General features: G+C 69.3%; 11 protein-coding genes. 6 read left to right on the forward strand and 5 right to left on the reverse strand.

Annotated elements, in window-relative coordinates; all coding sequences use genetic code 11:
• Positions 1-8: 8 nt before the first annotated feature.
• The 3 genes from flgA to flgF are packed head-to-tail and all read right to left on the reverse strand — an operon-like array spanning position 9 to position 2,579.
• Complete coding sequence (gene flgA, locus CJ014_RS01380) at positions 9-992, reverse strand: flagellar basal body P-ring formation chaperone FlgA (protein ID WP_165790709.1); 984 nt, start codon at positions 990-992, stop codon at positions 9-11.
• A gap of 8 nt (positions 993-1,000) precedes the next feature.
• Positions 1,001-1,789, reverse strand: a complete 789-nt coding sequence (flgG, locus tag CJ014_RS01385; protein WP_100078727.1) for a flagellar basal-body rod protein FlgG — start codon at positions 1,787-1,789, stop codon at positions 1,001-1,003.
• 46 nt (positions 1,790-1,835) lie between these two features.
• A complete protein-coding gene (flgF, locus tag CJ014_RS01390; RefSeq protein WP_100078728.1) occupies positions 1,836-2,579 on the reverse strand; it encodes a flagellar basal-body rod protein FlgF in 744 nt (247 codons plus the stop codon).
• A 343-nt stretch (positions 2,580-2,922) separates the two neighbouring features.
• Between flgF and CJ014_RS01395 the strand changes: the two genes are divergently transcribed.
• The 5 genes from CJ014_RS01395 (at position 2,923) to CJ014_RS01415 (ending at position 10,173) form a co-directional block, all read left to right on the forward strand.
• Positions 2,923-3,432, forward strand: a complete 510-nt coding sequence (locus CJ014_RS01395) for a flagellar basal body-associated FliL family protein (RefSeq protein ID WP_100078729.1) — start codon at positions 2,923-2,925, stop codon at positions 3,430-3,432.
• A gap of 11 nt (positions 3,433-3,443) precedes the next feature.
• A complete protein-coding gene (fliM, locus tag CJ014_RS01400; RefSeq protein ID WP_100078730.1) occupies positions 3,444-4,664 on the forward strand; it encodes a flagellar motor switch protein FliM in 1,221 nt (406 codons plus the stop codon).
• Positions 4,661-5,137: a DUF6468 domain-containing protein gene (locus CJ014_RS01405; RefSeq protein WP_100078731.1), complete on the forward strand. Its 477-nt coding sequence runs from the start codon at positions 4,661-4,663 to the stop codon at positions 5,135-5,137. Before fliM ends, CJ014_RS01405 begins: the two co-directional genes overlap by 4 nt.
• Positions 5,134-6,300, forward strand: coding sequence for a MotE family protein (locus CJ014_RS27325; RefSeq protein ID WP_118847906.1), 1,167 nt, complete (start codon positions 5,134-5,136; stop codon positions 6,298-6,300). Before CJ014_RS01405 ends, CJ014_RS27325 begins: the two co-directional genes overlap by 4 nt.
• A 129-nt stretch (positions 6,301-6,429) precedes the next feature.
• Entirely contained in the window at positions 6,430-10,173 is a 3,744-nt protein-coding gene (locus CJ014_RS01415) for a tetratricopeptide repeat protein (RefSeq protein ID WP_133121794.1), read from the forward strand.
• A gap of 7 nt (positions 10,174-10,180) precedes the next feature.
• Here CJ014_RS01415 and fliP read toward each other — a convergent pair whose 3' ends face one another.
• Together fliP and CJ014_RS28275 are read right to left on the reverse strand one after the other, a co-directional pair.
• Positions 10,181-10,999: a flagellar type III secretion system pore protein FliP gene (gene fliP, locus CJ014_RS01420; RefSeq protein ID WP_100078733.1), complete on the reverse strand. Its 819-nt coding sequence runs from the start codon at positions 10,997-10,999 to the stop codon at positions 10,181-10,183.
• 126 nt (positions 11,000-11,125) lie between these two features.
• Positions 11,126-12,403, reverse strand: coding sequence for a flagellar biosynthetic protein FliO (locus CJ014_RS28275; protein ID WP_100078734.1), 1,278 nt, complete (start codon positions 12,401-12,403; stop codon positions 11,126-11,128).
• A gap of 396 nt (positions 12,404-12,799) precedes the next feature.
• Here CJ014_RS28275 and flgB point away from each other — a divergent pair, with 396 nt between their 5' ends.
• Positions 12,800-13,210, forward strand: coding sequence for a flagellar basal body rod protein FlgB (flgB, locus tag CJ014_RS01430; protein ID WP_100078735.1), 411 nt, complete (start codon positions 12,800-12,802; stop codon positions 13,208-13,210).
• Positions 13,211-13,215: the final 5 nt, after the last annotated feature.

The raw sequence follows: 13,215 nt of genomic DNA on the forward strand, positions 1-13,215 counted from the left end.
TGTGATCCTCAGTTCATCGCCGTCTTGACGACGGACGGCCCGCTCGACGCGGTCACTTCAACGATGCCGGCTCCGGTGACGACGCCCTGGATGGTGCGCTTGGACTGCTCGTTGAGCACGGAGACGAGGTCGCCCCGGGCGCCGTCGCCGAGGGCGCGGCCGCGGGCGCTGAGCGTCAGGCCGGGGCGCGAATACTGCAGCGTGACGAGGTCGCCGCGCAGGATGACGCGGGGTGGTTCGATATCGGCGGGGGCGATGATCTCGCCGGCCCGGAGGGGGCGCTTGGCGGCCATGTCGACGAGGTCGCTCGTGTCGATGACGGCCGAGCCGGGCACGCGCCGCTTGTCGATGCGGACGATCGTGACGTCGGAGGCGTGGATGACGTCGCGGCGGTCGATCGGCCGGCTCAGCACCGGCACGGCCATGGTCTCGACGGCACGGCCGCCGACCGACAGCGTCCTGTCTTCCCCGCCGAGGTCGATGGCGACCATGGCGTTGAAGCGGCCGGATTCCGGCTGGAGGACGAAGTTGGAGAGGGTGGCCGGCGTGGCGGCGGTGGCCGCGGCGGCAACCGGCGCAAGGGGAGCGTCGACGGCGACGTCGATGTTGTCGACCGCCACGCCCAGGCGGGTGGCGGCGGCGTCGGCGATCAGCGCCTTGATGGCGGCGGCGTCGACCATGGTGGCGCGGCGGACGACGCTGACGCTGCCGAAGGCCGGCAGGCGGTCGACGGCGAGGCCGGCGGCGACGGCGGCCTTGACCGCCTCGGCGGCCGGCAGGGCGCCGGTGACGCCGAGGTCCGGCGCCCGGAACACGGCGCGGCCGGCCAGATCGCCGGCGCCGTCGAACAGGTCGCCGAGCGTGACGACGGCGCCGTCGATCTCGACGCGCTGCCTGAGCTCGGCGGCGGACGCCTGGTGGGTGGCGATGAAGCCGGCCGCCAGGCTGGCGAGGGCCGCGGCGAGGACGATCCGGAGGAGGGTGCGCATCATGGTCATGCTCACTTGCCCAGGCTGGACGTCGTCTGGGACATCTCGTCGGCGGCGGTGATGATGCGGGAGTTCATCTCGTAGGCCCGCTGCGCCGAGATCAGCGACGACAGCTCGTTCACCGCCTCGACGTTGGAGGATTCGAGGTAGCCCTGCAGCAGCGTGCCGTAGCCGGCGTCGCCGGGGTTGCCGGTCTGGGCGGTGCCGCTCGACGCCGTCTCGAGGAACAGGTTGTCGCCCATCGGCTCGAGGCCGTTCTTGTTGACGAAGCGGGCGAGCTCGATCTGGCCGAGCACCGTCGCGGTGGTGGCGTTGCCGATCTTGGCCTGCACCTGGCCGGTGTTGGAGATGGTGAGGTCGCTGGCGTTCTGCGGCACGGTGATGGCCGGCAGCACGGTATAGCCGTCGGCGGTCACCAGCGTGCCGGTGCTGTCGAGCTCGAAGGAGCCGTCGCGGGTATAGGCGGTGCGGCCGTCGGGCAGATCGATCTGGAAGAAGCCCTCGCCGCGGATGGTGAGATCCTTGTCGTTGCCGGTGGCCTCGGGGTCGCCCTGCGTCATGTTGCGCGGCGTGGCGACGACGCGGACGCCCGAGCCGAGCTGCACGCCGGCCGGCACCTGGGTGTTGGCGTCCGACGTGGTCGAGCCCTGGCGGCGCAGCGTCTGGTAGAGCAGGTCCTGGAAGTTGGCGCGCTGGCTCTTGTAGCCGGTGGTGCGCATGTTGGCGATGTTGTTGGAGATGACGGAGACGTTGGTCTCCTGGGCCTTCATGCCGGTGGCGGCGATGGTCAGGGCTTTCATGTGCGGTCGCTCCTCGGAGCAAGAGCTCCAAATTCTTGTTTTTCAGTCACGCGTTGACCGAGCCGAGGCGCTCGATCGCCCTGGAGCTGAGGTCGTTCTGCTGCTTGACCATGTTGGAGATGCGCTCGTAGGCGCGCTGGACGTCCAGCATGGCGGTGAGTTCCTGGACGCCCGAGACGTTGGATTTCTCGAGGGCGCCCTGGCGGACGCGGACGAAGGCGGGCGCCTGGGGCACCGCGCTGGCCGAATAGAGGTTCTCGCCGTCCTTGGAGAGCACCGTGGTGTCGGGGAACTCGGCGATGCGGAGCTTGCCCTTCAGGCCGGCGCTGGTGGAGATCGTGCCGTCGTGGGCGATGGAGATGTTGGTCTCCTCGGGCTCGAAGGTGATTTCGCCGCCGTCGCCGAGCACCGGCTTGCCGTCGGCGGTCACCAGGCGGCCGGTGCTGTCGATGGCGAAATCGCCGGCGCGGGTGTAGCGCTCGCCGGCCGGCGTCCCCACGGCGAAGAAGCCGTTCTCGCCCTCGATCGCCACGTCGAGGTCGTTGCCGGTCATCTCGATCGATCCGGCCGAGAAGTCGTGCACGGTGGCGAGCTCGCGGACGAAGCGGTTGTCGCGGTCGCGGCGGGGAAAAAGCGTCGCCGACGCCTTCGGCATGGTCGTTTCCTCGAAGTCGAGCGAAACGCGCTTGAAGCCGGCGGTGTCCATGTTGGCCACGTTGTTGGCGATGACGTCCAGCTTGCGCCTCAGCGCAACCTGACCCGACAGCGCCACCAGAGTTGCATTCTGCATGGCAAATCGTTCCCAAGTCCCAATCGGACGGCGTCACGCTCCCCAGCGTCGCTGCCCGAAACGGGTATCGCAGGGAACGTGCCAATTGGATAATCTTTATAAAACAATGGATTGACGGATATGACCCGCCGGCTGTGGCCGGCGTTTCTTGCCGGCCGGCAGTCGAGGGGCGGCAAGATTTGCCGGGGCGTTAACCAATTATCAACCAATCGTTAACTATCCTGGCCATCAATGAAAGGGCTGTGGGCGCCGGCAAAGAATCGTTGTCGCCGATGAGGGGCCGACCCATAGCTTTCCGGCGGAGGCGCTCGGCTTCCCCGATTCCGGAGCAGGCGCCAGAGGCATGGCCAAGACCCCGAAAACAGACGTCGAACAGGAAGGCGGCGAGGCCGGCGGCTCCTCCTCGAAGAAGAAGCTGATCATGATTGGCGGCGGCGCCGTGGCGGTGCTGCTGGTCGGCGGCGGCGCGGCCTTCTTCCTGACGGGCGGCACACCGGCGACGCCCGCGGTGAGCGACGTCGCGGCGGTCGAGGCGGCGTCCCAGCCGCACGCCTACTACTACGACCTGCCGATGATGATCCTCAACCTCTCCACGGCCGACGAGCGGCCGACCTTCGTCAAGATGGAGATCGCCCTCGAGGTCAGCGACGACAGGATGCTGGATGTGATCAAGCCCAACCTGCCGCGCGTGCTCGATGCCTTCCAGACCTACATGCGCGAGCTCCGGGCCTCCGACCTGCAGGGGTCGGCCGGCCTGTTCCGCCTCAAGGAAGAGCTGCAGCGGCGCGTCAACATCGCGGTCTATCCGGCCCGCGTCGACGACGTGCTCTTCAAGAACGTCATCGTGCAATAAGGATGTCTGGCATGGCGGGCGAGGACGACGATCTCTCTGCGGACTGGGGCGCGGCGCTGGCCGAGCAGCGGGCCGACAGCGGCGACGATATGGACGACCTCGCCGCCGAGTGGGGCGCCGCCCTCGAGGAGCAGGGCGTCGAGAACGCCGACGCGGTGGCCGCCCAGTGGGCGGCGATGATCGACGACAACGACGCCGAGCTCGACGCGTCGAGCCGCGGCGCCGACCGCGTGCTCAACCAGGAGGAAATCGACAATCTCCTCGGCTTCAACGTCGAGGACCATGTCTCCAGCGATCAGAGCGGCATCCGTTCGCTGGTCAACTCGGCGCTCGTCTCCTACGAGCGCCTGCCGATGCTGGAAATCGTCTTCGACCGCTTCGTGCGGGAGACGACGACGACGCTCAGGAACTTCACCTCCGACAACGTCGAAGTGTCGCTCGACGGCATCTCGTCGGTGCGCTTCGGCGACTATCTCAATTCCATCCCGCTGCCGGCTATCCTGGCCGTGGTCAAGGCCGAGCAGTGGGACAACTACGGCCTGATGACGGTCGATTCCTCGCTGATCTACTCGATCATCGACGTGCTGCTCGGCGGCGGCCGCGGCACCTCGGCGATCCGGGTCGAGGGGCGGCCCTACACCACCATCGAGATGAATCTCGTCCGCCGCATGATCGACCTGCTGCTGGCCGACTGCGAGAAGGCGTTCGCGCCGCTGACCCAGATCAACTTCACGCTGGAGCGCCTGGAGACCAACCCGCGCTTCGCGCCGATCTCGCGGCCGGCCAACGCCTGCATCCTCATCCAGTTCCGCGTCGACATGGAGGATCGCGGCGGCATCGTCGAGATGCTGCTGCCCTATGCCACCATCGAGCCCATCCGCAACCTTCTGCTGCAGATGATCATGGGCGAGAAGTTCGGCCGCGACAACATCTGGGAAGGCCACCTCGCCACCGAGATCTACAACGCCGACATCGAGGTCGACGCCGTGCTGGTGGAGGAAGAGCTGCCGCTCTCGATGGTGATGGACCTCGAGGTGGGCCAGACCCTGCTGTTCGGCGTGTCGCCCGAGGATCCGGTGGCCATCAAGTGCGGCGACGTCCACATCTCCTCCGGCAACATCGGCCGGCTCGGCGACAAGGTGTCGGTGAAGATCAACAGGAACCTGAAGCGGCCGCGCATGACGCTGGCGGCCTTCGAGCGCGCGGTTCAGAAGGAGATGCAGAACACATGACCTCCGGTCTCAATCTCGGCGTGGCGATCGAGATCGTCGTTGCCATCCTGCTTGCGCTCACCATCGTCTATTGCGCCATCCTCAACCGCCGCCTGACGCGTCTCAGGGCCGACGAGGAGGTGCTGCGCGCCACCATCTCCGAGCTGATCACCGCCACCGAGATCGCCGAGCGGGCGATCCTCGGCCTGAAGGCGACGGCTTCCGAGTGCGAGCGGGCGCTGGGCGGCCGCATGCTGGCCGCCGAGACGCTGCTCGGCGATCTCGACCAGCGGCTCACCGCCGGCAACGAGATCGTCAAGCGGATCGGCGCCATCGTCGGCGCGGCGCGCAGCGGCGTCGTCGCGCCGGTGGGCGATGTCGAGCCGGAGCCGATGGCGCGCGAGAGCACGGCACGCAATCTCAAGGCGGCGGCCGAAGCGGCGGCGGAACGTCTGTCGGCGCTCCGGCGCGGCAAGCGGGAGGCCGCTGCGTGAAAAGGATCCGCCTGCTCCCGCTGGTGCTGATTGCCGTTTCGGCGTTGCTCGCCGTGAAGGTGCTCGGCTTCGTGATGGGAGTGGAGCCGTTGGCGGTGGGGCCGCGGGCGGCGGCGGCCGCGGGCGGCGCGGCGGCGGATCACGGCGAGGCGGCGGCCCAGCCGGCCGCCGGGGCGGACACCTCGGCGGTCGACCGCCTGACGGCGCCCATCGACCTCGCCGACGAATACAAGAAGCTGAAAGCCGAGCAGGACAAGGCGGCGGCCGAGCATGGCGGCGGCCATGGCGAGGCGCCGGCCGATGGCGCGCACGAGGCGGCGCCGGCGGCGGACGCCTCCCATGGAGCCGCCCCGACCGACGCGAAACCGGCCGAAGACGCGGCTCCCGATGCCGCGCCGGTCGACGCCAAGCCTGCGGAGGGCGACAGCCACGAGGCGGCTCCCGCCGCCGATCCCCACGCCAAGCCGGCCGGGGGCGGGCATGGCGCCAAGCCGGAGAGCGACGTCTATACCGAGCGGCCGAAGGAGTATTCGGCGCCGATCGGTTCGTCGGAGCGGGCGATTCTCGAAGGCCTCGCCGTGCGGCGCGACGAGCTCGACAAGCGGGCGCAGGATCTCGACCTGCGGGCCAAGCTGCTCGAAGCGGCGGAAAAGCGTCTCAACGACCGTCTGAACCAGTTGCAGTCCATCGAGTCCCAGCTCGGCGTGACCGGTGGCAGCGGCGCCCCGGCCGCGCCCGCTCCGGCGCCGGCATCCGAATCTCCCTCCGCGCCAGCGGCGGCGTCCGCCGCTCCGCCTGCCGCCCCGGCCGCCGGGGCTGCGCCGGCGGTGAACGAGCAACTGGCGGCCCTGGTATCGCTCTACGAGGGGATGAAGCCGAAGGCCGCCGCCGCCGTGTTCGACAAGCTCGATACCGGCACGCTGCTGGAGCTGGCCGGCCACATGAATCCGCGCAAGCTGTCGCCGATCGTCGCCGCCATGGATCCCGACAAGGCCAGCCGCATCACCGGCCTGATGGTCGGCGCCCAGCAGGCGCAGAAGCGGGTGGTCGTCCAGGTGGAACAGGTGGCGCCCACGCTGGGGCCGACGCCGGAAGACGGCGGGGCCGCGCCGGCCGACATCTCGCAACTGCCGCAGATCATGCCGGCGCCGTCCGGGCAGTGAGCCGCGGCCGACGGCGGGGAATTTCCTTGAAAATCCGGCTGTTTTCCAAGCGGAAGTAACGGCAAATTAAGCGCATGCCCCCTAGGCTTGCGGGGCGCCGGCCTGTTTCGGCGTCGTCGGGGTGTGTTCATGCGTTTTGCCCGGTTGGTGCGTGAGGCGGCGTTGCGTGTTCGGTCGTCGGTCCGTCGTGTGGCCGTCGTCGCGACCCTGTGCCTTGCGACGATCGCCACGCCGGGCGTCGCCGAGGCCCAGCAGACCGCCGAGCCGGTCACCGTCGACTTCCGCTCCGGTCCCGATTTCGGCCGCATGGTCCTGACCTTTCCCAAGCTCAACCTTCTGCCGCCGCACAAGGTGACGTCGGACAGCGGCGTGCTGGTCATCCAGTTCGACCAGCCGGTAAGCCTCGATGCCGAGGCGGCAGTGACCCGGCTCGCCGACTACGTGCTGATCGTGCGCACCGATCCGGATGGTCTCGGCGTCCGCATGGCGCTGGCCCGCTCGGTCAAGGTCAACGTGATGGAGGCGGGGCCGCAACTGTTCGTCGACTTCCTGCCGGGTAGCTGGAAAGGCGAGCCGCCGCGCCTGCCCGACGAGGTGGTGACGGCGCTCGCCAAGAAGGCCGACGAAATGGCCAAGGCGGCCGAGGCGGCGCAGCGGCTGATCGCCGAGACCGAAAAGCCGATCCGGATCGATGTGTCGGCGGCGCGGGCGCCGACCTTCAGCCGCCTGAGCTTCAAGTGGAACGTGCCGTTCGACGTCGACTTCCGGCGCACCGACCTCGGCGTCGATCTGCGCTTCAACCGGATGGCGACGCCCGACCTGACGGCGATCCGCGCCGCGCCGCCACCCTTCGTCAACGACATCACGGCCGAGCAGGGCGAGCAGGGCCTCACCGTCCATGTGCTGGTCGACAACGTCGCCGACGTCCGCGCCTACAAGGACGGCGACAGCTACGTCGTCGACGTGCGCGGCCCCGACAATCCGGCCGCCATGACGCCGCTCGATCGCGCGCTGCAGGCGGCCGTCTCGCCGCTGCCGGCCGTTCCGGCCGGCGCGACGCAGGCGGTGAGCGCCGGTGGACACGATGCGCCGGCAACGGCCGCCGCCCAGCCGCCCGTCGATCACGCCGCGCCGGTTGCCGGTCAGGCGGCCCCGGCGGCGTCCAGCGCGGCCGCCATGCCGGCCGATGGCAATGCGGCGCCCCATGTCGATGCGCCGGCGGCCGCCGCCGATCCGGCCGCCCCGGTGGCCGGCGCCGCCGCTGCGCCGCCCCGGCCGGAGCAGGCGGCCGAGGCCGCGCCGGCACGGCCGGAGATCGTCCCGCCAAGCGGCAAGCCGCAGACCGACATCGCCGAACTGCCGGAAAACGCCGTGGCGCGGGCGCTGGTCGACGGCGTCATCCGCGTCGAGTCCGAGCGCGTCGGCCAGGCCGTCCACATCACCTTCCCCTACAAGACGGAAGTCGGCGCGGCGCTGTTCATGCGCGACAATACGCTCTGGATGGTGTTCGACGACGCGGCGCCGATCGACGCCGCCACATTGCAGGACGCCTTCGTCGGATTTGCCCGGAGAATCGAGCCGACGGCGCTCGACGGCGCCCAGCTCATCCGTATCGAGATGACCGACCGCTTCGTGTCGACCCTGAACCCGGATGGCCCCAAGTGGGTGGTGACGATCGGCGAGATGGTCACCGATCCGACGCGGCCCTTGTCGATAGGCCGCCAGGTCCATCCGGACGGGTCCAAGTCGCTCGACATTCCCTTCGGCCCGGTGTCCCGCATCCACAGGCTGACCGATCCGCAGAGCGAGGACGCGGTCATCGTGGTGACCGGCAAGGGCCAGGCGCGCGGCCTCGTCAAGTCGCACGCCTTCGCCGAGCTCGACGCGCTGGCCTCGATCCATGGCCTCGCCCTGCTGCCGAAGGTCGACGATCTCGCGGTGACCTCCGACGGCATCCTGGTGTCGGTCAGCCGGCCCGGCGGGCTCGCCGTGTCGACGCTGGCCGAGGAGAAGAAGGCGACGCTGTTCGACCTGCCGGCCGCGCTCGGGTCGTCGGTCGCCCGCAAGGAGGCGGTCATCGATTTCGGCGACGTGCGCGACGCCGACGTCGCCGGCTATCTGAACGCCCGCCAGAAGCTGATGACGGCGATCACCCAGGCGCGCGACATGCCGGAGAGAATCAATTTCTGGTACAAGACGGCGACGCTGGCCTTGGCCGAGGGGCTCGGCCCGGAGACCACCGGCATGCTCGACCTCGTCGGCAAGCTGGCGCCGGAAGAGACCGCTTCGGGCCGCATGGCCGCGCTGAGGGCGGGCGGCGAATACTTCACCTACCGGCCGGAGCAGACGCTGAAGCTTCTGGACCGCCGCGATTTCGACGACAGTCCCGACGCGTCGGTGTGGAAGGCGATGGCGCTCAGCGATCTCGGCCGGCACGAGGATGCCGTGGCCGAGTTCGCCAAGGGCGACGCGGTGATCGGCAGCTTTCCGCCGATCATCCAGCAGCGCTATGCGTTGAGCCACGTCGCCTCGGCGATCGACCTCAAGGACTACACCACGGCGCGCGACCTCCTGGCAAAGCTCGACCCGAGCAGCCTCAGCCCCAACGAGCGCGCCCGGCTCGATCTTCTCAACGCCCTGGCGCGCGACGCGGCCGGCCACGCCATGGACGCCGTGACGCTGCTCTCCAACATCGTGCGCGAAGACCAGGGACCGGTCGCCGCCGAGGCCACCTACCGTCTGGTGCAGTTGCAGCGGCGCGAGGGCCTGATCACCCTCGATCAGGGGATCGACCGGCTGGAGCAACTGGCCGTCGCCTGGCGCGGCGACGAGCTGGAGCTGAAGACGCTGCGCCTGCTCGGCCAGTATTCGATCGAGCGCGGCAACTACCGGCGCGCCTTCGAGGTGATGCGCGTCGCCGAGCAGGTCAACCCGAACTCCAGTACCTCGCGGCAGATGACCGACGAGATGCAGACGGCCTTCTCGCAGGTGTTCCTCGACAGGAAGAATTCCGATCTCAGCCCGGTGCAGGCGCTGTCGCTCTACTACGACTATCGCGAGCTGACGCCGAGCGGCCGCCGGGGCGACGCCATGGTGCGCAAGCTCGCCGATCGCCTCGTCGACGTCGACCTGCTGCCGCAGGCGGCGTCGTTGCTCGACTATCAGGTGAAGAACCGGCTGCGCGGCGCCTCCCGCGCCCAGGTGGCCGCCGACCTCGCCCTCGTCTATCTGCTCGACCACCGGCCGGACAAGGCGATGTTCACGCTGTCGACCACCCGGCAGGCGTCGCTGCCGGTGGCGATCGAGCGGCAGCGGCGCACCGTCGAGGCCAAGGCCATGGCCGAGTCGGGCAATCCCGACGGCGCGCTCGAGGTGCTGCAGCCGCTCGACGGCGTCGAGATCGGCCGCCTCAGGGCCGACATCCTGTGGTCGGCCGACCGTTACGCCGAGGCAGGGACCGCCTACGAGCGGATGCTCGGCGGCCGCTGGACCGACGCGATGCCGCTCAGCGACAGCGAGCAACTGGCCGTGCTCAAGGCCGGCATCGCCTATACATTGGCCGGCGACCGCATGAGCGTCGACCGGCTGCGCTCCAAATATACCGGTAAGATGGCGCCGACCGCCAACGGCTCGGCCTTCGACGCGGTGACCGGCCCGATCGTGGCGAGCGGCAGCGACTTCCAGAGCGTCGTCAAGTCGATCGCCGACGCCGACACCATGCGCAGTTTCCTCGCCGACTACCGCAAGCGCTACCTCGACGTCGAAACCGGCGACAAGCCGGAGATGGTCGCGCCCGCCGAGGGCGCCATCGCGCCGAGGCCCGCCGAGTCCAACGCGTCGGCCGATGCCGGCGGCACGACCAGCGCCGGCTGAGTCAAGGTCAACTGGCGTAGCTTCGCACCAGGCTGCCGGCGAGCAGCGCCCAGCCGTCGACCAGCACGAAGAAGATCAGCTTGAACGGCAGCGACACCACCTGCGGCGGCAGCATCATCATGCCCATGGCCATCAGGATCGACGACACCACCATGTCGATGATCAGGAAGGGCAGGTAGATCAGGAAGCCGATCTCGAAGGCACGGCGCAGCTCGGAGATCATGAAGGCCGGAATGACGATGCGCGTCTCGAGGTCGGCCTGGCTTTCCGGCTGCGGCAGGCCGGCGAGATCGACGAACAGCCGCAGGTCGGCCTCGCGGGTATGCGCCAGCATGAAGGCGCGCATCGGCTGCATGGTGCGGGTAAAGCCCTCGGTCAGCTCGATCTGGTTGTTGACCACCGGCTCGATGCCGTTGGTGTAGGCCTCCTGGAAGGTCGGCGCCATGATGAAGGCGGTGAGAAACAGCGCCAGCGAGATCATCACCGCGTTGGGCGGCGCCGATTGCAGGCCGATGGCCGACCGCAGCAGCGACAGCACGACGACGATGCGCGTGAACGACGTCATCATCACGACGATCGACGGGGCGAGGCTGAGAACGGTGAGCAGGCCGACGAGCTGGACGGCGCGTTCGGTCAGCGTCGAGCCCTGGCCGAGCGAAATGCTGACGTCCTGGGCAAGCGCCAGCCCGGCGGACAGGCCGAGCCAGACAAGGCCGAGCAGCAAGGGGCAGAGGAGGGCGAGGAGCAACCGCGCGACGCCGCCACGGCGGTCCTTCACCGGAGGCGCGGTGCCATTGTCGTCAGTCCTGCCGTCGTCCGTCGCCATCGCGCCCATCCGGGAGGACCGGCGCATACCGGTCGCGGCCGGACGCGAATCATCCGGCTTCTCGCGACACTGTCGCCCCGGCCGGCGGGCGGCTCAAGGCGACCGCCGTCGAAAGCGGCGAAGCGTTCAGCGTTTTCCCTTGGAATCGCCGGCCAGCTCGTCGAGCAGGCGGGCCATTTCGTTTTCCAGGGAGGAGAAATCGGCGCCGCTCTGCGCCTCGTCCTCCGGCGCGTCGGCCGGCTTGGCGGCCGGACGAGGCGCCGCCACCGGTTCCGGCGCGGCAACGGGCTCGGCCGGCGGTTCGGCTGCCCGGGGCTCGACGACGGGCGGCCGCACCGGCGGACGCGGCTGGGCCACCGGCGGTGCAGCCGGTTCGCGAGGCGCAACCGGCTCGCGGGGCACGATCGGCCGGGGCGGCTGGGCGGTACGCGGCCGGAGCCAGGCGGACGCGGCCGACGAGGCCGGCTTGGGCGGCTCGGGTTTGGGCGCCGGCTCCGGCGCGGCGGGAGTGGGCGGCTCGGCCGCCGGCGCGGCGGCCTCGATCTGCATGCCCTCGATTTCGCTCTTCAGCGCTTCGTCGAGCTGGCGGGCGAGATCGTCGAATCCGGGGCCGTCGTCAGCGGTGGGGGCGGGTGCGCCGACCGGCGCCACGCGCGGCGGCTCGGCGGCCTTGCGCTCGGCCGGCGGGGCTTCCGGCTCCGTCCTGTCCGTCGCGGGCTTGTCGGGCACGATCGGCGAAATGGGCGCTACCGTCGGCTCGACGCGATGCGCTTCCGGCGGGATGTAGGGCGACGCCGGCGTGGCGCGAGGGGCGTCGGGCGTGCGGGGCGGCACGCGGTTGAGGCGGGCCTGGATGGACGTCGCCTTGGGATGCTCGCCGGCGACGTGCGAGGGGAAAGCCGGGCGGAGGGGCTCGACGGCCGGCGCCGGCCGCGGCACCGGGCGGACGGTCGCGGCGGTGGTTTCGACGGCCGGCACGAAGGACGGCGTCGCGACGGCGGGCGTGTCGATTGCCGGCGTGTCGACGGCGGGGGGCTCGGCCTCCTCGGCGATGGCCGGCGAGGTGGGCGCCGGACGGGTTGCCCGTCCGAGGCTGCCGACCGGCACGCCGCGGATGATGGTCGGCTCGACCACGAGGTCGTTGCCGCCGCCCACCAGAATCAGGTGCTCGACGCCGTCGCGCCGGACGAGCAGGAGGCGCCGGCGCTGGTCCAGGGCGACCTGCTCGACGATCGTCAGCCGGTTCTGGCGGCCGCGGCCGATCGATAGCTGGCCGCCGGTCGCATAGGTCCGGAGAACCCAGCGGAGCAGCAGCAGCAGCCCGATCACCACGGCGAGGGCTAGGGCGTAGCGCACGACGGTTGCACCGGTGGCGCCAAACCAAGTTACCAGCAAATCCTGCATCTCACTTTTCCACTCAAGACCCGTTTCGTTGAAGGCGCCAGTTCGTCAAGTCGATAGCCGGTTTATCTCGAAATGGGAAATTATTCGAAAACGTCTACCATCGCTGTTCGTATTGTTTGGCTTGGTCCGGCAATTCTCCACCATCGGGCTGTTGCAGGGCGCAACCATAAGCCCATTCGACACTTTTCCCCAGCTATCAGCCAAATCAGGCGTTTTTCAAGTCTCTCCGCGTGCGGAACAAAAGATTGTTAACCATTCATTAACCACGCGGTCGGCAAATATTGCCCATGCTTTTCAGGTTGCGAATCCTTGTTAAGGATCGCGACCTTGCGGGCGCCGCTCCCCAGGCGGTGTGTCAGGTGGCCGGCTCGGCCGCCGTTTGCGGTGAGTTCTTCGATGTCGATGACCGATCTGCCGGTTTTGCAGGCTCTCAAGGGCAAGCTGCGGTTTCACGAGACGCGGCAGAAGGTGCTGGCCGAGAACGTCGCCAACGCCGAAACGCCCGGCTACACCGCGCGCGACATCAAGGCGCCGGATTTCTTTCGGGTGGCGGTGGAGGGCGAGGCCGATGCCGGCGTGTCGACCGTGCTGACCAGCCCGATGCACATCGCCGGTCCGGCGATCGGCAACGGCACGCCGTTCCGTCCCGAGAAGGTCGGCGGCTACGACGTGACGCCGGACGGCAACGCGGTGTCGCTCGAAGACCAGATGATGAAGGTCACCAGCAACCAGATGGACTTTCAGACGGTGACATCGCTCTACCAGCGCAGCCTCGGTCTTCTGAAGACCGCCGTCGGCAAGAAGTGAGGTGA

Source organism: Pleomorphomonas carboxyditropha (assembly GCF_002770725.1).
Taxonomy (GTDB): Bacteria; Pseudomonadota; Alphaproteobacteria; order Rhizobiales; family Pleomorphomonadaceae; genus Pleomorphomonas; species Pleomorphomonas carboxyditropha.

Bases quoted from the DNA above. Each gene is read 5' to 3' on its own strand.
- flgA (WP_165790709.1), bottom strand. From the start codon at position 992: ATGATGCGCACCCTCCTCCGGATCGTCCTCGCCGCGGCCCTCGCCAGC.
- flgG (WP_100078727.1), bottom strand. From the start codon at position 1,789: ATGAAAGCCCTGACCATCGCCGCCACCGGCATGAAGGCCCAGGAGACC.
- flgF (WP_100078728.1), bottom strand. From the start codon at position 2,579: ATGCAGAATGCAACTCTGGTGGCGCTGTCGGGTCAGGTTGCGCTGAGG.
- CJ014_RS01395 (WP_100078729.1), top strand. From the start codon at position 2,923: ATGGCCAAGACCCCGAAAACAGACGTCGAACAGGAAGGCGGCGAGGCC.
- fliM (WP_100078730.1), top strand. From the start codon at position 3,444: ATGGCGGGCGAGGACGACGATCTCTCTGCGGACTGGGGCGCGGCGCTG.
- CJ014_RS01405 (WP_100078731.1), top strand. From the start codon at position 4,661: ATGACCTCCGGTCTCAATCTCGGCGTGGCGATCGAGATCGTCGTTGCC.
- CJ014_RS01415 (WP_133121794.1), top strand. From the start codon at position 6,430: ATGCGTTTTGCCCGGTTGGTGCGTGAGGCGGCGTTGCGTGTTCGGTCG.
- fliP (WP_100078733.1), bottom strand. From the start codon at position 10,999: ATGGCGACGGACGACGGCAGGACTGACGACAATGGCACCGCGCCTCCG.
- CJ014_RS28275 (WP_100078734.1), bottom strand. From the start codon at position 12,403: ATGCAGGATTTGCTGGTAACTTGGTTTGGCGCCACCGGTGCAACCGTC.
- flgB (WP_100078735.1), top strand. From the start codon at position 12,800: ATGTCGATGACCGATCTGCCGGTTTTGCAGGCTCTCAAGGGCAAGCTG.